This window comes from Snodgrassella alvi (assembly GCF_040741455.2).
GTDB lineage: Bacteria > Pseudomonadota > Gammaproteobacteria > Burkholderiales > Neisseriaceae > Snodgrassella > Snodgrassella alvi_E.
In genome coordinates this window covers 526,737-549,646 of sequence record NZ_CP160328.2, presented here as the reverse complement: position 1 = coordinate 549,646, position 22,910 = coordinate 526,737, and the positions used below count along the sequence as shown (strand labels likewise).

15 protein-coding genes and 4 tRNA genes are annotated in these 22,910 nt (G+C 42.3%); 13 read left to right on the top strand and 6 right to left on the bottom strand.

Features of this window, described 5'->3' with window-relative positions; all coding sequences use genetic code 11:
* Positions 1–550 precede the first annotated feature (550 nt).
* Positions 551–3,904, bottom strand: coding sequence for a PilC/PilY family type IV pilus protein (locus ABU615_RS02595; RefSeq protein WP_370389149.1), 3,354 nt, complete (start codon positions 3,902–3,904; stop codon positions 551–553).
* Between the two features lie 874 nt (positions 3,905–4,778).
* Here ABU615_RS02595 and ABU615_RS02590 point away from each other — a divergent pair.
* From ABU615_RS02590 to ABU615_RS02580, 3 genes are all read left to right on the top strand, one after another.
* Positions 4,779–4,854: transfer RNA gene (locus ABU615_RS02590), tRNA-Val, on the top strand.
* Between the two features lie 32 nt (positions 4,855–4,886).
* Positions 4,887–4,963, top strand: a tRNA-Asp gene (locus tag ABU615_RS02585).
* A 26-nt stretch (positions 4,964–4,989) separates the two neighbouring features.
* Positions 4,990–5,065: transfer RNA gene (locus ABU615_RS02580), tRNA-Val, on the top strand.
* Between the two features lie 468 nt (positions 5,066–5,533).
* Here the strand turns inward: ABU615_RS02580 and ABU615_RS02575 are convergent.
* The 5 genes from ABU615_RS02575 to ABU615_RS02555 all read right to left on the bottom strand — a co-directional run bounded on the left by ABU615_RS02575 (position 5,534) and on the right by ABU615_RS02555 (position 10,937).
* A tRNA-Leu gene (locus ABU615_RS02575) sits at positions 5,534–5,618 on the bottom strand.
* Between the two features lie 298 nt (positions 5,619–5,916).
* Positions 5,917–7,638 (bottom strand): arginine--tRNA ligase, encoded by a 1,722-nt coding sequence (gene argS / locus ABU615_RS02570; protein WP_370389148.1) that lies wholly within the window; start codon positions 7,636–7,638, stop codon positions 5,917–5,919.
* A 272-nt stretch (positions 7,639–7,910) separates the two neighbouring features.
* Entirely contained in the window at positions 7,911–8,507 is a 597-nt protein-coding gene (gene metW, locus ABU615_RS02565; protein ID WP_370389147.1) for a methionine biosynthesis protein MetW, read from the bottom strand.
* Positions 8,504–9,643: a homoserine O-acetyltransferase gene (locus tag ABU615_RS02560; protein ID WP_370389146.1), complete on the bottom strand. Its 1,140-nt coding sequence runs from the start codon at positions 9,641–9,643 to the stop codon at positions 8,504–8,506. The genes metW and ABU615_RS02560 overlap by 4 nt, the downstream gene beginning before the upstream one ends.
* A gap of 316 nt (positions 9,644–9,959) precedes the next feature.
* Positions 9,960–10,937, bottom strand: coding sequence for a malate dehydrogenase (locus tag ABU615_RS02555; RefSeq protein ID WP_267408823.1), 978 nt, complete (start codon positions 10,935–10,937; stop codon positions 9,960–9,962).
* Between the two features lie 223 nt (positions 10,938–11,160).
* On the opposite strand from ABU615_RS02555, the gene ABU615_RS02550 reads away from it, so the two are divergent.
* The 10 genes from ABU615_RS02550 (at position 11,161) to lpdA (ending at position 22,765) form a co-directional block, all read left to right on the top strand.
* The gene (locus ABU615_RS02550; protein ID WP_267389977.1) at positions 11,161–11,928 is read left to right on the top strand and encodes a GntR family transcriptional regulator; all 768 of its coding nucleotides are present in this window, start codon (positions 11,161–11,163) and stop codon (positions 11,926–11,928) included.
* Between the two features lie 139 nt (positions 11,929–12,067).
* Positions 12,068–12,448, top strand: coding sequence for a succinate dehydrogenase, cytochrome b556 subunit (sdhC, locus tag ABU615_RS02545; protein ID WP_100152105.1), 381 nt, complete (start codon positions 12,068–12,070; stop codon positions 12,446–12,448).
* On the top strand, positions 12,445–12,792 hold the full coding sequence (sdhD, locus tag ABU615_RS02540; protein WP_267389978.1) for a succinate dehydrogenase, hydrophobic membrane anchor protein: 348 nt from the start codon (positions 12,445–12,447) through the stop codon (positions 12,790–12,792). Before sdhC ends, sdhD begins: the two co-directional genes overlap by 4 nt.
* A gap of 2 nt (positions 12,793–12,794) precedes the next feature.
* Positions 12,795–14,564, top strand: a complete 1,770-nt coding sequence (gene sdhA, locus ABU615_RS02535; protein ID WP_100141523.1) for a succinate dehydrogenase flavoprotein subunit — start codon at positions 12,795–12,797, stop codon at positions 14,562–14,564.
* Positions 14,565–14,576: 12 nt separating this feature from the next.
* Complete coding sequence (locus ABU615_RS02530; protein WP_100141522.1) at positions 14,577–15,281, top strand: succinate dehydrogenase iron-sulfur subunit; 705 nt, start codon at positions 14,577–14,579, stop codon at positions 15,279–15,281.
* Positions 15,281–15,538, top strand: coding sequence for a succinate dehydrogenase assembly factor 2 (locus ABU615_RS02525; RefSeq protein WP_100152102.1), 258 nt, complete (start codon positions 15,281–15,283; stop codon positions 15,536–15,538). The genes ABU615_RS02530 and ABU615_RS02525 overlap by 1 nt, the downstream gene beginning before the upstream one ends.
* 73 nt (positions 15,539–15,611) lie before the next feature.
* Entirely contained in the window at positions 15,612–16,895 is a 1,284-nt protein-coding gene (gene gltA, locus ABU615_RS02520) for a citrate synthase (protein ID WP_370389145.1), read from the top strand.
* Positions 16,896–17,092: 197 nt separating this feature from the next.
* Positions 17,093–19,915 (top strand): 2-oxoglutarate dehydrogenase E1 component, encoded by a 2,823-nt coding sequence (locus ABU615_RS02515; RefSeq protein WP_370389144.1) that lies wholly within the window; start codon positions 17,093–17,095, stop codon positions 19,913–19,915.
* A 66-nt stretch (positions 19,916–19,981) separates the two neighbouring features.
* The gene (gene odhB / locus ABU615_RS02510; RefSeq protein ID WP_370389143.1) at positions 19,982–21,205 is read left to right on the top strand and encodes a 2-oxoglutarate dehydrogenase complex dihydrolipoyllysine-residue succinyltransferase; all 1,224 of its coding nucleotides are present in this window, start codon (positions 19,982–19,984) and stop codon (positions 21,203–21,205) included.
* A gap of 147 nt (positions 21,206–21,352) precedes the next feature.
* A complete protein-coding gene (gene lpdA / locus ABU615_RS02505) occupies positions 21,353–22,765 on the top strand; it encodes a dihydrolipoyl dehydrogenase (RefSeq protein ID WP_370387033.1) in 1,413 nt (470 codons plus the stop codon).
* Positions 22,766–22,910: the final 145 nt, after the last annotated feature.

Sequence of the window (22,910 nt, the reverse complement as noted above, 5' to 3'; positions counted from 1 at the left end):
TTTAGCTAAAAATTATCATAGCACTCAAATCTTCTATAATTGCTGAGATAATAATTGCTTTAGCTATAGAAAATCCGGTTTTCAATTCTCAATTACTACTATATTCATACTTTACCTTGGTACTTGGGCAGCTGGTTAGATTTTATGAAAATATATGTCTTATAAAACCACTAAACATGTAGAAATATTTTTCAAAATTAAGCATATTTTATAAAAACTAATATATGATAATATAGGTATAAAAACTGTTTAAGTCAATTGATTTGAATTAAATATTATTTACAGAAATTATCAGTTTAATTACATTCCTATTTAAATCTAAATAATCAAAAAACTGCCAGGCGATTATTTTATGGTATGTTTTAATAAAGTATTAAATAATTGATATTGTCGACATTTACCGAAACGTAAAAATTATTGCTCAATGTAATAATTTGCCAAAAAAAGAATCAGACAAATTCACACAGTATGAAAAAAATAAAGCAGATTATATTCTGAATATAATCTGCCTGTTAAAACGAATAAACTGTTAAAGCAAACTTGGATTTAATTAATGATAGCTGGTTCTTATTTCACGCCATGAAAGTTGCTTAATGCTGATAGGACAGCGTGGTACATTTACTGTTAATTTTTCTCCATCGGTTGTGGCGGCCACTACAGCTGCACGTGAGCAACTATCTGGGAGAGGCGTTTTTTCACTTAGTGGCTTTTGGGTAGCCGACCCACCTATATCAATAGCATTATAGCCTAATACTATAAAACCAAAAGGTCCTTCTTTGTTGATACTTGCGCCTGCTGGTGCATGTTCATCAAACACAAAGTTAGGATCTGAAATCTGTAATGCACCTCCATTTTTTACATTATACTGGATTTTGCCAGTGACAACTGAGGTGCGCTGTGTTGTGGTAGTTACTTTACATGGATCAGGAAGTTTGTTTTCTTTTTTCACGTTGTACGTGCGTGAAAGGACAGCACCGGCATAAGATACTATCACTGGTTTCGTGACTACACGTTCTCCAGTGTTGTTTTGCAGTTGGAAATACCAGCCGCGGTGAACTTTTGGGTTTAATGGGTAATTACTCAGTAGTCTATAATGCTCTTTTTGAATAAGTTCCTGTTTTAACAGATTATTTTTATTTATTTCTTCTACTTGTGTCTGATTTAAATTGTCGTAGATTCCATAAACTGATTGCTGCTGTTTGTTATTCAAGTCTGATTGATAAATATCACTTCCAGTGCCAAACGTGATAATCGCGGTTTGACTGGTACTGTGATTTTGTCTGGGTGTCTGTATCAAAACTACACCTGGTGCTGAAGTAATAGGAGCATCAGCAGTAAAAATTTTATGTACTTTCCAGTTGGCCGGATTAGGGGAACGCAAATCAAAGCGATAGAGGTTTCCTCCATAGTCGCCAGCGTAAACAATGTCGGCTATGCCATCACCATCGATATCAATAACGGTTGGACTGGATAGACCGCCTTTACTATTTGGTGCAGTCAGTTTAGCAATCAATTCCCCTTTTTTTGTGCCAGTGCGTGCGTAAGCTTTGGTGCCTACATCGATTCCGAGAATATCGTAAATATATAATGCCGATTCAGGGGAGGGTTTGGCGCTTATATCCTGAGCCAGAGTTGAGGAATAGTTGTAACCATTGCTGATGAATGCTGCCTGACGGATGTGGTCGGTTATAGATGTATCCGATGCGTTGGCTGCCTTGTTTACGCGTACACGGGCAATTGCAGGTGTGCCAACGGTATATCCGAATTGGTTGTCTTTTCCGCTAGGAGTCTGAAACAGAAATACATCTTGATACCAATTAGATGAATTCATATTTTCTGCAGCAAGAGGACGGCCAGTTATGACATCATGCCCACCGATGTTGATACCAAAGGCGCCGCGCCCAGCCTGTCCTAAAGTAGAAACCATAAAAATTTGTTGTGGGCGATTGTTGCTGCCATCAGTCTGTTGTACGACCATACCGCCGTTGAGAAGGTAGCGATGGGGGTAGGAATCGTTAGAACCGTATTTTTTACTGGTTAAATCTTTATAGTAATGAGCAATCAAATCAGAACCATTGTTACTTTGTCTTTCGATGCCCATTGGCATGTAGTTGAATTTTAAATCATACGGGTGGTTTGAACTGTTGCTTGAGCGAAATACGTAGACCATGCCGTCGTTGGCTGAGGTAATCAGGTATTGCTGGCGATTGTTTTCGATATTGCCGGCGGTAAGAATTGGGTTGTCGATGATATCGCCGATATCTCGGGTATTGCCAAAATCTTTCAACGGACGACGGGTGCGATAATCCAATACAAAATCATTGTTTTTGAGTGTTGAATCGGTAAGAGAGCGGTTTAACCAAGCCAGTAAACCGTCGCGCCATTCTAAACGGTTTTTATTATTGTTGCTGATTTTAAATGTGCTGTTGTTTAAAGTGTTTAAATTGCCATCAAAGAGATAGGTGTTTTTGCCATCATTCAGTAGCAATTGCCGGTTATCAAAGGATGGCTGCATAGGGCAGGTATCGTTGTTATTTTTTTTATTGAGATCTGATATACAGATGCGGCTGCTCCATGCTCCGGTTTCGACTTTGGCGGTAATGGACAAATTGCCGATACTGGTGTTAGATATGGCAATGGTGGGAGCAGTAGTTGTGGTTTGAATGGTAGAAGCTGTCATTTCTCCTTTAATGGTTTTAAAAATTTTGTCAAAGGCACTGATAATTTCATCACGGGAATTGGCGTTGAAAAAGCGCCCTTTAGGATTGTTTTTTTCATTAAATTCACCACTAGGTGTGGCACCGTTTTCCAGATAAGGAATGGCTATTTTGGCTTCATTGGTATTACGCTGGCCTAAACCTACACCAATGGTAAAGGTCTGCGCAGTTTGAACAAAGCGTTTACCGGTTTGGGGATCAACTTCATCCCATGGTTGGCCTGCTTCATCGTTTTTTCTTCTGACTGGTGATGCATTAATGGATCGGCCACTGGAATTATAATAATCCTTGGTGTAGATATAGTTGCCAAAGTTAGAATTATTGAGCCTGTCTGTGTAGTATTTCAGACGAAATGGTTTGTTGATGTTGTGATTGCGTGCCAGAAAATTGAGGCGCTCATTTTCACTGCTGTAATCACGGTCGAAATAAGCATCGTAGCGTGAGTCTTTGCTGTTATTGTAGTTTTTGTCGGATACGGAGTAGGTATTGTCTGCCTCGCCATCACTCAACAGAATGATATAGGATTTTTGACAACGGTATTTAAGTTTGTTTATCACTAGATTACGGGCGATGACAGGAAACTGGCGTGTGGTTGGTGTATCACACGGAGTTTCAAGTTTTTTAATATTGTCCAGCATGTTCTGGTAATTGTCGGGATCTGAAGTGTCATAAAATTTATTGAATTTTTTTTGGTCACCTGTACCGCACATGGGTCGAAAAGCAAAATACATATCATCATGATAGTTATTGACGATGTCTGTTAATACTTCTTTTACTGAATCGATACGACGATAGGTATCGCAGCTATAGCGGACTTCTGAGGTATTTTTGGGTTTCACGTTAAAACCGTATTCATAGCCAGCAAAAGGTGGCCAGTAGCCACCTTTTCCATCTGGATTGGGAACCCACTTGCTAACACGACATTTGTATGTAATAGGTACAATGTTCATGGACATACTGCCGGAATCGTCGATGTAAAAAGTGATATTGGGTTTAACGCTGTAGGATGAGGTGGTAATCGATTTGCTTTGTAAGTGTAAAGGGATATTGGCAAAGATATTGGCCGAGGCTGGGACTGAGGAGTAGGACAGTAAGCTCAAGATTCCCAGAATAGTACATCGCAGAGTTTGATAAAGTTGCTCTTTTCTGGTTTGTTGATTGTGAATGGCTTCAGGTTGCTGGTTCATAAGTTTCCTGCGTTTGATGAGATCTGTTTTTAGCCAGCTGATTAACTTGTGCAAGGTGAACAGAGAGAAGTAATAAAAAAATATTTAGAAGGGCTGATTTTTATCCTGACATTTATGCTGGATACTATCCAGACATGAGTAATCATTCAGTTTGAAGGTATGTATGTGGTCCGTTAGACAGTAGGTTGGTAGCTGAAACGTTTGCCGGTGTTTTATATTCCAAAAGAATTTTCAAGCAATTTTATGCTCATGGATGCTAACCTGAATAAAAATAATCTTTTAATTTATTTTAGAAGTAAACAGATTAACTTTGCTTAGATAGAGCCAATAAATTAATGTAAAGGATAAATTAATCGATATTTATTAAAATTTTATTGCGTATTTTATATTTATTAATATGTTTATTGTGTAGTTTAAGATTGTATTTAGTTTTTACTTTAGTTTGATTTTCGATTTCAATAATGAATTATTAAATCCTTTTTTATCTATATTGGCAATTTTATTGCTTACTGCACATTTATACATGTTTTGTTTTGTTAATTTTGCAGTTCGATATTGATGATCAGCTGAGCTTAGTTAGCCCCTGAACAAAAAACTGGTATGGCTGTAATGTTGTGGGATGATGGATAAAAAGACAATTAATAGATTAGTGTGTGAGCCATGTATGGCTGTGGTAAGGTTGTTTTAAATTGGTTGTATCTTCAAATTGAATTATAATTTTATTGTTACAGAATGATTTAATGTATAAGTCATATTTCTACTTTAATAATTATACTTATAAAAAACATATAACTAGCTAATATGTGTTTGCTAATTTAAAAAATAGCTTGCTGAAGTGTTGGCACTGTGATTAAATACGCGCCTCAACAGCACAGGGTGATTAGCTCAGTTGGTAGAGCGTCTGCCTTACAAGCAGAATGTCGGCGGTTCGACTCCGTCATCACCCACCAGTTTTTGTTTTATGCAATAGCGTAAAACTTGCGCGGTGGTAGCTCAGTTGGTTAGAGTACCGGCCTGTCACGCCGGGGGTCGCGGGTTCGAGCCCCGTCCGCCGCGCCAATATACCCATTTAGCTGTTTTCTTTTGGGTGATTAGCTCAGTTGGTAGAGCGTCTGCCTTACAAGCAGAATGTCGGCGGTTCGACTCCGTCATCACCCACCAAACATATCTTTTTATATCATTCTAGTTTTTTCATTTTTGCATAGTTATTAGCTTTCTTAGTGGTGTCGACAGCTTAATATAGATATATGCAAAACAATTTAACTTAAATTTGGTAAATATTTAACTTATTCTGCATAATTTAATTTTAGTTTGCTGAAAACAGTGCATGATCATATTTGTGATTGCTTTGAGCGCATCCGTACATCATATTATCTGAGTGAAGAATAAAAAATTTGAAAATTGTTCTTGGATTTGGGTGGAGAGCAAATTTCTATAGATCATTTAATCTTTTGTTTGGAGATTTATGGAGATAATGAAGATATTGGTATATAGAGGATTCAGTTAGTTTGCGTTTAGAAAAAGCCAGATATTATGGACTAGATTCAGGGACTGGTTGATATGATTTATGATGAAAATGTGAGGTATTAAAAAAGGTATCTTAAATAAAGATACCTTTTTTAAAATCTGTGGTGCGGATAAAGAGACTCGAACTCTTACACCTTTCGGCGCCAGAACCTAAATCTGGTGCGTCTACCAATTTCGCCATATCCGCATAAATCAAAACTTGATTCAGACGATTATTATAAGATAGTTTGAAAAACGTGCCAAGAAAAATAAATTAAGAATATACAAACAGATAAATATTCGGTTTAAAGGCAATAAAAATATTCTAGACAAACCTTGCTAGAAAGACGAAATAAACTGATTTCATTTAAGTAACTTGTGGTTGAATAGAATTTCATACCATATACAGATATTAATCAAATATGATTTATGTAGTCGTTCAATACAGTACAGTCTGAATTACTTTGCTTCAGACTGTACTGTATTCTCTGCATATGAAAATAGGTTTACATGGTTTCCAGTGTGTCAATGCCCAGTAAAGCCAGACCTTGTCGTAAAATTTTACCGGTCAGGCTGGTGAGCTGTAAACGGCTATTGCGCGTGGATTCATCTGCTTTAAGAATAGGACAGGCTTCATAGAAACGGCTGAATAGGGTGGCAATTTGGTACAGATAGGCAGCAAGATAATGTGGAAAAGATGTTTCTGCCACGCTATCGAGTATATCTTCAAACTTGAGTAGTTCTACAGCCAACTGGAGTTCTAATGGTTCTTTGAGGCTAATCGGTGACTGTTCATTCCATGCGCCCGCTTTACGGAAGACGCTTTGTACGCGGGTGTAGGCATACTGTAAATAAGGGGCAGTGTTGCCTTCTAGTGATAGCATACTGTCCCAGTCGAATACATAATCACTGGTTCGGTTTTTGCTTAAGTCTGCGTATTTTACTGCACCTATGCCAACTACCTCTCCGATATGAGCTATTTCGTCAGCACTCAAATTAGGATTTTTAGCAGCTACTAAGGCGGAAGCGTGATTCACAGCTTCGTGAATTAAATCCATTAATTTTACGGTATCGCCACTGCGGGTTTTGAACGGTTTACCATCTTTACCCATCATGGTACCGAAAGGTACATGTTCTGCATGCACGCTATCGGGTAGCCAGCCGGCTTTACGTGCTACGGTAAATAGTTCGTCGAAATGCAGGCTCTGACGTGCATCAACTACATACATTAATCGGTCACCATGCAAGGTATTGATGCGATAGCGCAGGCAAGCTAAATCAGTGCTAGCGTACAGAAAGCCGCCATCTTTTTTCTGAATAATAAAAGGTGCTGGTTCATCATCTTGGTTTTTAAATTCTTCCAAAAAAACAACTTTGGTGCCGTCACTGTCTACGGCGATACCTTTATCCAGCAATTCGTTGACTGTAGATTGCAACTGATCGTTGTAAAAGGATTCTCCGGTTACATCTTCAGGTTGCAGTTTCAGTCCTAGTTTTTGATATATGGCCTGTGCATGCTGCAGTGATGTTTGTACAAATTGCTGCCATAATGCTAAAACTTCTTTGTCGCCACTCTGAAGTTTTACGACATACTCGCGCGCAGTATTGGCAAAGTTTTCGTCTTCATCAAATCGAACTTTGGCATTGCGGTAGAATTGTTCTAAATCAGCTAGTTCTAGTGCTGCATTGCCGTTTTTCTGCTGTTCTATCAGATAGGCTACCAGCATGCCAAACTGGGTGCCCCAGTCTCCAACGTGATTTTGCGGGATTACTTTATGGCCAAGAAAAGACAGTATGCGGTTAAGACTATCGCCTATGATGCTTGACCGCAAATGTCCGACGTGCATTTCTTTGGCTAGATTAGGCGAGGAATAATCGATTACTACTGTTTGTGGAGTGCTGCTTTGGGCAATCCCCAGATTTTTGTTTTGTAAAGCCGATTGGATGTACTGGGCTAATTTATCTGGACGCAATCGTAAGTTGATGAAGCCGGGACCGGCAACCTCGGCGGAGGCTATCAATGGGTTGTCTGATAGAGCGTCAGCAACTTTTTTTGCCAGTTCACGTGGATTCTGCTTTGTTTTTTTGGCAGCACCCATTACGCCGTTAATTTGATAATCACCAAAATCACGGTTTTTGGCGGGTTGTAAAATGATCTGGTGTTCAGCAAGTCCGGTTGCGCTGAAAGCTTTTGTTACTTCAGCCGCAACTTGTTGATGTAATTTCATGTTGATTCAGTACTTAAGAAAATGGCTAATTTTCGCATAAATACGCTTAAATCGCATCCGCAAAGGCTATTATCGGCAATGGGATTTTAGAATGCTGCTGATTGTGAGATAAATGATAGTTTTATCCACATTGGTGTTATGAATATGAATGTGCTGGGGGTTGAATTTAGGTTGATGTGACGTTTTTTGAGTTAGAAATGAGAGCGTACATGACGGTTACTCTTGCGGATGTCTTTAGGGCTTAAAACAGGAGCTACTGTTTCTCTATATTTTTAACCTACGCGATAAAAAGCAAGACTACCCAATAGGTTTGGCCACAATGAGATACGTTTATTGCCACTCATAACAGCGCGTTGCAGCACATTTAAATGGTTTTTGGCACATAACTTGTCAAAATCCTGTAAGGTACACCAATGTATATTGGGTGTGTTATACCATTGATAGGGCATGCGTTCAGATACGGGCATGTGGCCACGTAAAGCAATTTGCAAACGGTTGCGCCAGTAACCAAAATTGGGAAAAGTAACGATAGCTTCACGTGCTACACGTTTCATTTCCCGTAAAATTTTTTCTGTATTCTGCATGGATTGAATGGTTTGGCTTAAAACGATAATATCAAAGCTATTATCATTGAAGTGTTGCAGTCCTGCTTCCAGATCAGCCTGTATGACATTGATACCACGTTGCATGGCTGCCAGAACGTAGTCTGTGGCAATTTCCAGTCCATAACCCTGACAATTTTTGTGTTTAACCAGTGCAGCCAGCAATTCTCCATCTCCGCAACCTAAATCCAGAACACGGCTATTTGGAGTTATCCAGTCGAAAATTAGTTGTAAGTCACCACGCAATGGCGTAGTAGAAGTGTTCATAATGTAAGCTCGCTAGCTATGTTATTGAAGTAAATGCGGATGGCGGCCTGATAATCCTTGTCTTCCATTAAAAAAGCATCATGGCCGTGAACGGAGTTGAGCGCGATATACTGTACAGGTTTGTTGGCTGCCACCAATGCGTCCAGCAATTCCTGTGAACGTCTGGGTGAAAAACGCCAGTCACTGCTGAAGCTGGCCAGAAATATTTTAGCTTGAATTGTTGAGACTGCGGCTACTAAATCGCCATCAAAATCTTTTGCCGGATCGAAATAATCCAGAGCTTTTGTCATTAGTAAATAACTATTGGCATCGAACATTTCGGCAAATTTGTCACCCTGATAACGTAAGTAAGATTCTACTTCGAATTCGACATTGTAATCATATTGATAATTTGGCTGACGCATTTGCCGGCCAAATTTTTTGCCTAGGCCGTCTTCTGCGAGATAAGTGATGTGTCCCATCATGCGAGCAATGCGCAAACCACGACGTGGAATTTTTTGTTGTTGTACGTAGTGACCCTGACAGAAGTCGGGGTCAGTCAGTATGGCTTGTCGAGCGACATCGTTGAAAGCAATATTCTGGGTAGATAAACGGGGTGCTGAGGCGATAATCAGCGCATGGCGTAATCGTTTTGGTTCATCAATAGCCCATTGTAGTGCCTGCATTCCACCTAGACTGCCACCCATGATGGCAGCCCATTGCTGGATACCTAGCCGATCGGCCAGCATAGCTTGGCTTTTCACCCAATCTTTTACGGTAACCATTGGAAATTCAGCACCATAAGCCTGTCCTGTAGTGGGATTGATGCTTAAAGGTCCGGTGCTGCCATGGCACCCACCCAGATTGTTCAATCCCACGACAAAGAAACGGTTGGTATCAACTGGTTTGCCAGGACCAACCATGTTATCCCACCAGCCGGGATGTTTGTCATCGCGATTGTGGTAACCTGCAACATGATGATTTCCAGACAACGCATGGCAAATCAGTACCGCATTGCTTTTATCTGCATTTAGACAGCCATAGGTTTCTATCATTAGCTCAAAATGTGGTAAAACGCTACCATTCTGCAGGGTGAGCGGGCAGTCAAAAAACAGCTTCTGAGGGGTGACAAGGCCTATACTGTCTATTTCTTTCATGAGAATATGTAAAAGAATAGAAAATGGGCATTATAACGACTTTACGTTGTTTGCACAGAATTACATGTTTTGGAAAGTAAATGATTGGACGATTACTGCGTCTGTTGATAATTGTTTTGTTTTTGGTGATGATATACAGATGCGTACTGAAAAAGCGGAATAGAGAATCAATAAATTACTGGGTGAACAGTCTGGCGATGATATTGTTAAGTATGGCAGCGCTGATATGCTTGTTATATGTGCTAAAAGGAGACTGAAGCTTCGCTAAGATAAAAACGGCCAGCAATTAATGCTGACCGAAAACAGGTTTAAAATGTTAAATTAAATTGCTGACTTCGGCTTTTTCTTCTTCAAGCTCGGCCAGAGTCTGATTAATGCGTTGCTGGCTGAATTCATCTATTGGCAAATCTTTGACGATAGTGTACTCACCATTTTCGCAGGTCATCGGGAAGCCAAATACCATTTCTTCCGGAATGCCATAAGAACCATCAGAAGGCACGCCCATAGTAACCCATTCGCCGTTAGTACCGATTACCCAATCATGAATTTGATCAATGATGGCATTGGCCGCACTAGCTGCAGAAGAAAGGCCACGTGCTTCAATAATTGCTGATCCCCGCTTACCAACTTTAGGCAGAAATTCGTTCTCATACCAGCTTTGGTCATTAATCATCTCTGCTATATTTTCGTTATCAATGGTGGCAAAGCGATAATCTGCATACATGGTGGGACTATGATTGCCCCAAACACATAATTTACTGATTTTACTTACTGGCTTACCCGTTTTTTCTGCCAATTGACTGAGTGCGCGATTGTGATCCAGACGCATCAGGGCAGTGAAATTTTTAGCGGGTAAATCGGGCGCCGATTTCATGGCAATGTAAGCATTGGTATTGGCTGGATTGCCAACCACTACTACTTTAACATTGCGGCTGGCTACTTTATTTAGCGCCGCACCCTGAGTTGCGAAGATTTCGGCGTTTGCTTGAAGTAAATCGCTGCGTTCCATTCCTTTGCTGCGCGGGCGAGCGCCCACGAGAATGGCAATATCCGCATCTTTAAATGCTACTTCTGGATCATGAGTTGCAAACATATCAACCAGCAGGGGAAATGCACAATCTTGCAATTCCATCATGACACCCTGTGCAGCAGTCTGTGATTGTGGCAAATCAAGCAGTTGAAGAATAACCGGTGTATCGGTTCCAAGCATATCGCCGCTGGCGATACGGAATAGCAGAGCATAACCAATCTGGCCAGTAGCACCCGTTACGGCAATGCGTACAGGTTTTTTCATAACTTGTCCTCTTAATTAATAAATAAACACGACAACAAATAGTTTTTCTTGTCTTTACAAGGTGGTTGATGATGCTGCACCACAAAATTATGGTCGGTATGATAGCAAAATTTTGTTCAAAATTAAATTAATTGACGTAATGGAATGATGTTTTTTGAGAATATTTTAGCAATTTTTGTGATATCTTATGTCTTATATAAGACTTTGTTTACTTGAGTTAGAAATGTCGTACAATAGATTCAAACTTAATCCGCTTAAAAGGCATATTCCTCTATATCAGTCTGTCATGAAGCGGGTAGTACACCTACTTGTGGATGGCGATTTCAAACCTGGCCAGCCTCTTCCAAGCGAATGGAATCTGGCAGAGCAGTGGAAAGTCAGTCAGGGTACGATACGTAAGGGTCTGAGTGAATTGGCGGCGCGTGGTATTTTGCAGCGCCAGCAAGGGGTGGGTACTTTTGTTACTAAGCAAAACTGGGATTGGGGTTGTTTTCCTTTTACGGAAATACCTGCCTTACACAAGGATAGGCTGGAAAAAATCTGGCCTGTGGCTGAAGTATTGAGTCTTGCGGTTGCCGCTGCTGATGAAGAAACGGCTGAGCAGCTGGGTATTAAGGTGTCAGAATCTGTTTGGAAAATTATGTTGCTGTGGCGTACTGGTTATACAGAGGTGGCAGTAGATGAAATGTATTTACCTGTTGCATTATTACCGGATTTAAATGTACGTTTTGTGCGTCGCCGCGGTAGTTTTTATGCTTTTTTGTTGATTGAATATGATGTTCTGGTGGATACTGCGCAACAATGGCTCTGGCAGACTTCGCTGCGTGCAGAAACAGCCAAACTGTTAAAAGCGGATGTGGTTACATCTGCACTTTGTTTGGGGCGCCTAAGTCAGAGTGTTGACGGTGTAGCTTATGAGTGGCGCCGGCGTTATTTACAATTCGGAAGTCAGGCTTTGCAGCTTTCATTAAAAAGCTCAGCAGATTTTTGAAGACTGAATTGTAAATAATTTATCTGTTGTTTTTTGACTGGTTTGTTAAAAACTGGGTCAATTGCAGTAAATTTCGGTTTGAGGCGGCGTGAGTCGCTGGTTTTGAGTTAAATCTTCTAATAATCAAGAGGAGTTACCGATGCAAAAGGAAAGGCCAGTTTATCTGGATATTCAAAAGATACGATTACCCATTCCGGGTATTGTATCTATTTTTCATCGTTTCAGTGGTGTGGCACTGTTTATCTGTATTCCGGTTTTATTGTGGCTGTTTGCAGGTACGCTGTCCCATGAATCTGCGTTTAATACTTATCAGGCATTAGTACACCATCCTTTGGTTAAGTGCATTCTTTTTGTGCTGTTGCTGGCTTACGTTTATCACAGTCTGGCCGGTATTCGCTTTCTGCTTCTGGATATACATAAAGGTACAGAACTGAAAACAGCACGAGCTTCTGCCAAAGCTGTGGTGGTATGTGCAATTGTATTGACCGTTATTATTTATGGAGCGTGTTTATTATCATGATAGACCGTAAATTAGCTGGCGCGCACTATGGCTTGCGCGACTGGATTATGCAGCGCATCACCGCTGTCATCATGCTGGTGTATTCAGTGCTGTTTTTAATCATGATCATCTGTTTACCCCATACTTATCAGGATTGGCGCTGTTTTTTTAGCCTGACTTGGGTGCGCGTGGTGACTCAGATATTTGTGCTGGCACTGGTGATGCATGCCTGGATTGGTATTCGTGATTTATGGATGGATTACATTAAACCGGCGGGTTTACGCCTGTTTTTACATGTGGCTACTATTTTATGGCTGTTAGGCAGTCTGATTTATTCTGTTAAAGTGATTTGGGGGTTAGCATGAGTATGCCCAAGAGTTTGCCGGTACGTCGTTTTGATGCAGTAATTGTTGGCGGCGGTGGTGCAGGGCTTCGTGCGGCTCTGCAATTATCTAAAGCAGGTTTAAATACAGTGGTGCTATCTAAAGTTTTCCCCACTCGTTCGCATACGGTTGCTGCTCAGGGTGGTATTTCCGCCTCGCTGGGTAATGTGCAGGAAGACCACTGGAGCTGGCACATGTACGATACCGTAAAGGGTTCTGACTGGCTGGGTGATCAGGACGCAATTGAGTTCATGACTCGTCGTGCACCTGATGCGGTGGTAGAGCTGGAACACATGGGTATGCCATTTGACCGTGTTGAATCCGGCAAAATTTATCAGCGTCCTTTTGGCGGGCATACTGCCGAATTTGGTAAAAGAGCTGTGGAGCGTGCTTGTGCCGTGGCTGACCGTACTGGCCATGCCATGCTGCATACTTTGTATCAGCAAAATGTTCATGCTGAAACTCAGTTCTTTGTAGAGTGGGCGGCGCTGGATCTGATTCGGGATTCAGAGGGTGTGGTCATTGGCGTCGTTGCCATGGAAATGGAAACTGGTGAAGTTTACATTCTGCATGCTAAGGCTGTGCTTTTTGCAACTGGCGGTGCCGGTCGTATTTATGCTTCCTCTACTAATGCCTATATGAATACCGGCGATGGACTGGGGATTGCAGCTCGTGCAGGTATTCCATTGGAAGACATGGAGTTTTGGCAGTTCCATCCTACAGGTTTGGCCGGTGCTGGTGTGCTGATTACTGAAGGCGTACGTGGTGAAGGTGGAATCTTGCTAAACAGTGAAGGTGAGCGTTTTATGGAACGATATGCGCCTACTGTAAAAGACTTAGCATGCCGCGATGTAGTGTCTCGTGCTATGGCTATTGAAATTCATGAAGGCCGTGGTGTCGGTAAAAATAAAGATCATGTTTTGCTAAAAGTGGACCACTTAGGTGCGCAGAAAATTATGGAAAAATTGCCGGGTATTCGCGAAATTTCCATTCAGTTTGCCGGTGTGGATCCGATTAAAGACCCGATACCGGTGGTGCCAACCTGTCACTATATGATGGGTGGTATTCCGACTAATTATCATGGCCAGGTAGTTATGGCCAAAGGTGATGATCTGGAAGCTCCTGTACCTGGTTTTTATGCTGCAGGTGAGTGTGCGTGTGCATCTGTGCACGGAGCCAACCGTCTGGGTACTAATTCTTTACTTGATTTGGTGGTGTTTGGTAAAGCGGCCGGTGACCACATGATTGAGTATATTAATCAGCAGGTTGCTCATCGTGAATTGCCAGCTGATGCCGGTGAGAAAACCTTGGCACGTCTCAGCCGACTGGAAAATCAGACGAATGGTGAAGAAGTGTCTGATGTTCGTACTGATTTGCAGCGTTGTGTACAGTCGCATGCTGGTGTATTCCGCACCGATGCCTTGTTAAAAGAAGGCGTAGATAAAATCAATGAGATAGCTACTCGTGTGGCTAAATCTCAGATTCACGATAAGAGTAAGGTTTGGAATACAGCACGACTTGAAGCGCTGGAACTGGATAACCTGATTGAAGTGGCTCAGGCTACACTGGTTTCTGCTGCTGCACGTAAAGAATCACGTGGTGCTCATGCTTCTGATGACCACCCTAAACGTGACGATGAAAATTGGATGAAACACACATTGTATTACGCAGAAGATCAGCATCTGGAATATAAACCAGTACACACTAAACCCTTGAGTGTGGAATATATAAAACCGGCTGAACGCGTTTACTAAGGAACTATCAAGATGGAAAAAATCCGCTTCCAGGTGTACCGCTATAATCCCGATGTGGATGCTAAGCCGTACATGAAAGATTATGAACTTGAAATTGAACCAACAGATGTCAAACTGCTAGATGCGCTGATTAAGCTGAAAGCACAGGACGATAGTCTGTCTTTCCGCCGCTCCTGCCGTGAAGGTATCTGTGGTTCGGATGGTATGAATATCAATGGTAAAAACGGGTTGTCCTGCTTGACGGATATTCGTAGCCTGAAGCAGCCGATTGTGTTGAAACCTTTGCCGGCCTTACCGGTGATCCGAGATTTGATTGTTGATTTTACGCAATTTTTTAATCAATATCATTCTATTAAACCTTATCTGGTTAATGATACAGCAGCTCCAACGCGTGAACGCTTGCAAACACAGGCTGAGCGTAAGGAGCTAGATGGTCTTTATGAATGTATTCTTTGTGCTTGTTGTTCAACTTCTTGCCCTTCATTTTGGTGGAATCCAGATAAGTTTGTAGGACCCTCTGGTTTGCTCAATGCTTATCGTTTTATTGCCGATACTCGTGATACGCGTACTAATGAACGGCTCGATAATCTTAATGATCCATATCGCTTGTTTCGCTGCCATACGATTATGAATTGTGTGGATGTTTGTCCGAAACACCTTAATCCGACTCGAGCTATAGGCAAGATTAAAGATTTAATGTTAAGAAGAGCAATTTGATGCAACATTTTGATGATAATGCCAAACGCCGCATTCGTTGGTTAGCTCGCAGGGGTCTGCTGGAATTAGATATTATTCTAGGCAGATTCATGACACAGGTTTTTGACCATTTGTCGGATAGTGAGCTGGCAGCTTTTGTGGCGTTAATGGATTTGCCGGATCCGGAAATTCTGGCATTAATCAATAAAGCGGAAGAATGTGCGTACCCTGAATTTGAGCCTGTTCTGGAAAAAATCAGACAGGCTGAGAGGTTGTGAAACGCCTTACTTTTGTTAATGTATTTAAGTTTAGATTATTTAAATAGAAAAATTGAAAATTAAGGAGTTAGGGATGACCAAGAACGCTATACTCAACGTCGAGGGGCAAGAGCCTTTTGAAATGCCAGTGTTATCTGGTACGCTGGGGCCAGATGTGGTTGATATTCGTAAACTGTATGGCACTACTAACATGTTTATGTTTGATCCGGGTTTTACTTCAACCGCATCCTGTGAGTCGAAAATCACCTTCATTGATGGTGAAAAGGGGCAGTTATATTATCGGGGATACCCTATTGAGCAACTGGCAGAGCAGAGTGATTATTTGGAAACCTGTTATTTGCTTATCTATGGTGAATTACCTAATGCAGTCGAAAAACAGAAATTTGAACTGGGTGTTTTGCGTCATAACATGGTGCATGAGCAGTTAACTTGGTTCTTCCGTGGTTTTCGTCGTGATGCTCATCCGATGTCAATGATGGTGGGGGTTGTAGGTGCACTGGCGGCGTTTTATCAGGATAGTCTGGATATCAGTAATCCTGAGCATCGTCGGATCGCTGAATACCGTATGATTGCCAAGGTTCCGACACTTGCGGCCATGTGCTATCGCTATTCAAAAGGTTTACCTTTCAATTATCCGCGTAACAGTCTGTCTTATACTGGCAATTTCATGCATATGATGTTTGCCAAGCCGACTGAGGATTATGTGGTTAATCCTGTGTTGGAACGTGCTTTGGACCGGATTTTTATTCTGCATGCTGATCATGAGCAGAATGCTTCCACTTCTACTGTACGTCTGGCCGGTTCGTCCGGAGCCAATCCCTTTGCCTGTATTGCAGCAGGTATTGCTTGTTTGTGGGGTCCGGCTCATGGCGGTGCCAATGAGGCTGTACTGAAAATGCTGGATGAGATTGGTGATGTATCCCGCGTTGAAGAATTTATGCAGGGAGTTAAAGAAAAACGTTATCGTCTGATGGGTTTTGGCCACCGTGTTTATAAAAACATGGATCCTCGAGCCAAAATCATGAAACAGACTTGTGATGAAGTGCTTAATGAGCTGGGTTTACACGATGGTCCTAAATTCAAGCTGGCAATGGCTTTGGAAAAAATCGCATTGGAAGACCCTTATTTCATTGAACGCAAGCTTTATCCAAATGTAGACTTTTACTCTGGTATTGTTCTGAGTGCATTGGGCATTCCTACAACGATGTTTACTGTTTTGTTTGCTCTTGCGCGAACAGTAGGCTGGGTTTCACATTGGCATGAAATGATTGCTGACCCACATCAGAAAATCGGCCGTCCAAGGCAGTTATATACTGGGGCCGGCCGTCGCGATTATCTACCTGTAGATAAACGCTAATCTAGTTGGTGTATTCAGGCAGCTTTTTAGCTGCCTGAAACATACTAATGCTTCATCCCCATGTGCTTGCGTGGTGATCTGGAATCGGTATGTTGATATGCGGTAATCTGGAATCGGCATTCGATTCTCGAGTTGAATATTGGTAGGGGATAGTTATATTCCTGTTTTATAGTTTAAGGTAAAAAAGGGTTTTTACCATGATGGAAGAAAAAACCAGTCTTTCTTATTTATACGGTGCCAATGCTCCTTATATAGAGGAGTTATACGAGAGCTACCTGAAAGATAGAGATTCAGTTGATGAATACTGGAAAGATTATTTTGACAAAGTGGCTGCTTTGCCGGGCTACGTTGCCAAAGATATACCGCAATTACCGATTCAAGAATCGTTTGTAAATCTGTCCAAGCAGCATGGTTCTGCACAGGGCAGTGTTGATTTAAATATGTTGCAAAAGCAAGTATCAGTTTTAAATCTGATGAATGCTTATCGTATTCTGGGCAGTCGTAATGCAAATCTGGACCCATTGAAACGGCGTCCAAAAGAATATCTGGCTGAGCTGGATCCGGCACAGTACGGCCTGACTGCTGCCGATATGTCTACTAAATTCTATACTGGCAGTGATTTCTCCCGCAGCCAGCAGCTGCCTTTGTCTGAAATTATAAATAAACTAGATCAGACATATTGTGGTACGGTTGGTGTGGAATTTATGCACATTACTCGTCCAGATGAGCGTAACTGGGTGCAAGATCGTGTAGAAAAAGATTTATCTGCCGGTAGTTATACTCCTGAACACAAACGCCGTATTCTGAAGCAGCTTACTGCTGCTGAAACCCTAGAGCGCTACCTGCATACTCGCTATGTGGGTCAAAAACGTTTTTCTCTGGAAGGTGGAGAAAGTACTATTGTTGCGCTGGATTATCTGATGCAGCATTGTGGCAGTCAGGGTGTAGAAGAAGTCATGATTGGTATGGCGCACCGTGGCCGTTTGAACGTGCTGGTTAACATCCTAGGCAAAGAACCTCGCGATTTGTTTAGCGAGTTTGAAGGTAAATATACTACGACGCTACCAAGTGGTGACGTGAAATACCATATGGGCTTCACATCTGACTTGGCTACTGGTAATGGACCGCTGCATGTTTCTCTGGCATTTAATCCATCTCATCTGGAAATTGTGAATCCGGTTGTGGAAGGTGCTGTACGTGCACGTCAGAAACGTCGTGGGGAATCAGGTCGTAAAGCAGTATTACCGGTATTGATTCATGGTGATTCTGCGTTCATTGGTCTGGGTGTGAATCAGGCTAATTTCAACCTGTCTCAAACCCGTGGTTATACTACCGGTGGCACGATTCATATTGTCATTAATAATCAGATTGGTTTTACGACTTCTGATTTACGCGATACCCGTTCTACCGTGTACTGCACTGATTTGGCTAAAATGGTTGATGCGCCGATTTTCCATGTAAACGGTGATGATCCTGAAGCAGTGAGCTATGTAATGGGACTGGCGATGGATTATCGTAAGTCTTTCGGTAAAGATGTAGTTGTGGATATCGTTTGCTTCCGCAAACTGGGCCATAACGAGGGTGATGACCCGATGCTCACGCAGCCTATGATGTACAACAAGATTCATCAGCATCCGGGTACCCGTGCATTGTATTCAGACCGTCTGGTAAATGAAAATGTGATTAGCAAAGAAGCAGCTGATGGAATGATTCAGGCTTATCGTGATGCGCTGGATAAAGGTGAGCATGTAGAACAGACCACGCTGACTGATTACAACCACAAGCACGCTGTAGACTGGACACCATATATTGGTACTCACTGGAATCATCCGGTAGAAACCGGTATTCCTGAGGCCGATATTAAACGTCTTACTGCTAAATTTACTGCGCTGCCTGAGGGCTTTACGCCACATAATACTGTTAAAAGAATGTTGGCTAACCGTGTTGCTATGGCTGAGGGTACGCAACCTGTTGATTGGGGTATGGCTGAAACACTTGCTTATGCAAGCTTAGTAACCAATGGTAATGGTGTACGTATTTCTGGTGAAGATTCCGGTCGCGGAACATTCTCGCATCGCCATGCTGTGCTGCATGATCAGAAACGGGAAAAAAGTGATGCTGGTGCTTACGTACCATTGCGTAACTTGAGTGATAATCAGGCTTCTTTCTTGGTAATTGATTCCATTCTGAATGAAGAAGCTGTATTGGCTTATGAATATGGTTTTGCTTGCAGTGCTCCAGATCGTTTAGTTATCTGGGAAGGTCAGTTTGGTGATTTTGCCAATGGTGCACAGGTTGCCATTGACCAATTTATCACTTCAGGTGAAACCAAATGGGGTCGTCTGTGTGGTCTAACGGTGATTTTACCGCACGGTTATGATGGACAAGGTCCTGAGCACTCTTCTGGTCGTCTGGAACGCTGGCTGCAATTGTGTTCTGAAGAAAATATTCAGGTGGTAATGCCGTCTGAAGCTTCGCAGATGTTCCATGTGTTGCGTCGTCAGGTATTGCGTCCGTATCGTAAACCTCTTGTTATTTTCATGTCCAAACGTCTGTTGCGTTTCAATGAGTCTATGAGTCCGCTCAGTGATTTCACTGAAGGCCATTCTTTCCGACCGGTAATCGGTGATCAGGTTGAGGGCAATGAAAATACTGTTAAGCGTGTGATTCTGTGTGCCGGTCAGGTGTACTACGATATCAATAAAGCACGTATGGAACGTGATTTAGGCAAGGATATCGCGATTGTGCGTGTTGAACAGTTGTATCCTTTCCCTTACGAGCAACTGGCTGCTGAACTAAGCCGCTACCCGAATGCTACTGAAATTCTGTGGGCTCAGGAAGAACCGAAAAATCAGGGTGCATGGTTCCAGATCCGTCACCGCATTGAAGCGATTGCCAACAGCAAGCAGAAAGTTATTTTTGCCGGCCGTCCTGCCAGCGCCTCTCCAGCTGTGGGCTATATGAGCAAACATGTTGCTCAGCTGAAACAATTGGTTGATGATGCTCTGGAATTGAAATAATCCGAATCTGTAATGAATAACCGGCCACCTGTGTGGTGGCCTTTGGCCCTTTTTTAGGAGTAATCCATGATTATTGATGTAACCGTTCCCATGCTTCCGGAAAGTGTGACTGAAGCCACCCTGATGACCTGGAATAAAAAAGTGGGTGAATTCGTACAGCGTGATGAGAACCTGATTGATCTGGAAACGGATAAAGTTGTGTTGGAGCTTCCTGCTCAGCAAGCAGGTAAGTTGGTCGAAATTATTGAAGCAGATGGTGCTACTGTGACTGCTGGTCAGTTACTGGCCAAAATTGATACTTCAGCTACTGCTGAAGCATCTGCGCCAGCAGCCGCTGCTGCCCCTGCGGAATCTGCCCCTGCTGCTGCAACTTCTGCTCCTGCTACTCCGGCAAATCAGTCTCAGGCTGGTGTAGCTATGCCTGCAGCTGCTAAGCTGGCTGCGGAAAAAGGTGTGAATACTGCTACGATCCAAGGTTCTGGTCGTGATGGTCGTGTATTAAAAGAAGACGTTGCTGCTGCAGCCTCTGCATTGGCTGCTGCTCCGACCATGGCTACTACTAAAGCTGCTACACCTGTGGCTGCCGGTGAGCGTGTAGAACAGCGCGTACCGATGTCTCGTCTGCGTTCACGAGTTGCTGAACGTTTGCTGCAGTCTCAGCATGAAAATGCGATTCTGACTACATTTAACGAAGTGAATATGAAGCCGGTTATGGATTTGCGTAACCGTTATAAAGAACAGTTCCAGAAAGAATATGGTATTAAACTGGGCTTTATGTCTTTCTTTGTTAAAGCTGCAGTGGCTGCGTTGAAGAAATACCCTGTGGTTAATGCTTCTATTGATGGCACTGATGTTGTTTATCATGGCTATTTTGATATTGGTATTGCTATTGGCAGTCCTCGTGGTTTAGTTGTGCCTATTTTGCGTGATGCAGATCAGATGAGCATTGCTGATATTGAGCAGGCCATTCATGATTATGCAGTTAAAGCTAAAGACGGTAAGCTGGCTCTGGAAGACCTGACTGGTGGTACATTCAGTATTACCAATGGTGGAACATTCGGTTCTATGATGTCTACACCGATTATTAATCCACCTCAGTCTGCTATTTTGGGCATGCATGCAACCAAAGAACGTGCAGTAGTAGAAAATGGTCAGGTAGTGGTACGTCCGATGATGTATCTGGCTCTGTCTTATGACCATCGTCTGATTGATGGCCGTGAAGCTGTGTTGACACTGGTAGCTATTAAGGATGCGCTGGAAGATCCTGCTCGCTTGTTGCTGGAACTGTAATTTGATTTGCTGGCTGCCGTATTCTCAAATTATGGCAGCTTGATGAAGATAAACCGTAATGCTGGCCACACCGAATCAAATGGCGTTTGTGCCACATTGCGGTTTTATTTTATCAGTCAGAAATATTCATGATTGAAAGGAATTTTAATGTCTCAATTTGACGTTGTGGTAATCGGTGCTGGTCCCGGGGGTTATGTTGCAGCCATTCGTGCGGCTGAGCTGGGTTTTAAAACTGCCTGTATTGATGCTGGTTTAAATAAAAAAGGGGATGGTCCGGCTCTGGGTGGTACTTGTCTAAATGTAGGTTGCATTCCTTCTAAAGCTTTGCTGCAGACCAGTGAGAATTACCATGCCGCGCAATCTGAATTTGCTGAACATGGGATTGATGTTCAGGTTAAGGGCTTTGATGCAAAAAAAATGATTGAACGTAAAGATGCTATTGTTAGTAAGCTGACAAATGGTATTGGTTTTCTGTTCAAAAAAGACAAAGTTGAAAGTATTTTTGGTAAAGGTTCTTTGGTTGGTCAGGCTGATGGTTTATGGCAGATTGAAGTAGATGCCAATGGTAACAAACAGCAGGTTACAGCTAAGCATGTGATTGTTGCTACTGGATCTGTACCGCGCCCGCTGCCAATTACTGAAATTGATAATATTAATGTATTGGATAATGAAGGTGCGCTGAATCTTGAAGCTGTACCAACTAAGCTGGGTATGATTGGTTCCGGTGTGATTGGTCTGGAAATGGGTTCTGTATGGAATCGTCTAGGCTCAGAAGTAACTATTCTGGAAGCAATGCCTACTTTCTTAGCTGCTGCTGACCAGCAGGTGGCAAAAGAAGCATTTAAGGTTTTCACTAAAGAGCAGGGGCTGAACATTCATCTGGGTGTGACGGTGAATGAAATTGTTAAAGCTGAAAACAGCGTGACGGTTAAATATACTGTTGGCGGTGAAGAAAAAACCGAGTCTTTTGATAAGTTAATTATTGCGATTGGCCGTATTCCAAATACAAATGGTCTGAATGCTGAGGGTGTTGGCCTGCAAAAAGACGAACGTGGTTTTATTGTAGTGGACGATGAATGCCGCACTAATCTGCCTAATGTTTGGGCAATTGGCGACGTAGTACGCGGCCCGATGCTGGCTCATAAAGCATCTGCTGAGGGTGTGGCTGTGGCTGAACGTATTGCCGGTCAGAAACCGTTTGTAGATATGAATACCATTCCTGCTGTGATGTATACTCATCCGGAAATTGCTTGGGTTGGTCAGACTGAGGAGCAGTTGAAGGCTGCTGGTGTGAAGTATAAAAAAGGTCAGTCTAGTTTTGCTGCGAATGGTCGTGCGCTGGGTATGGGACAGGCAAAAGGTTTTGTTAAGATTCTTGCTGATGCGGAAACTGATCGTGTACTGGGAGTACATATCATTGGGCCGGTGGCTTCTGAGCTGATTGCCGAGGCAGTAATGGCTATGGACTTTAAAGCCTCTAGTGAGGATATTACCCGTATTGTTCATGCCCATCCGACTTTGTCTGAAGCTATGCATGAGGCTGCTTCTTCTATTAAATAAATTATAGAAGTAAGTATCAACCGCATCCTTTTGGATGCGGTTTTTTTTATCTCAATTATTACATTTGATTATATGTGTCTGTATTTTAAAGTTTTTTAGTGGGATTTTGTTTATATTTACTGTAATATTTACCGATGTGTGGTGA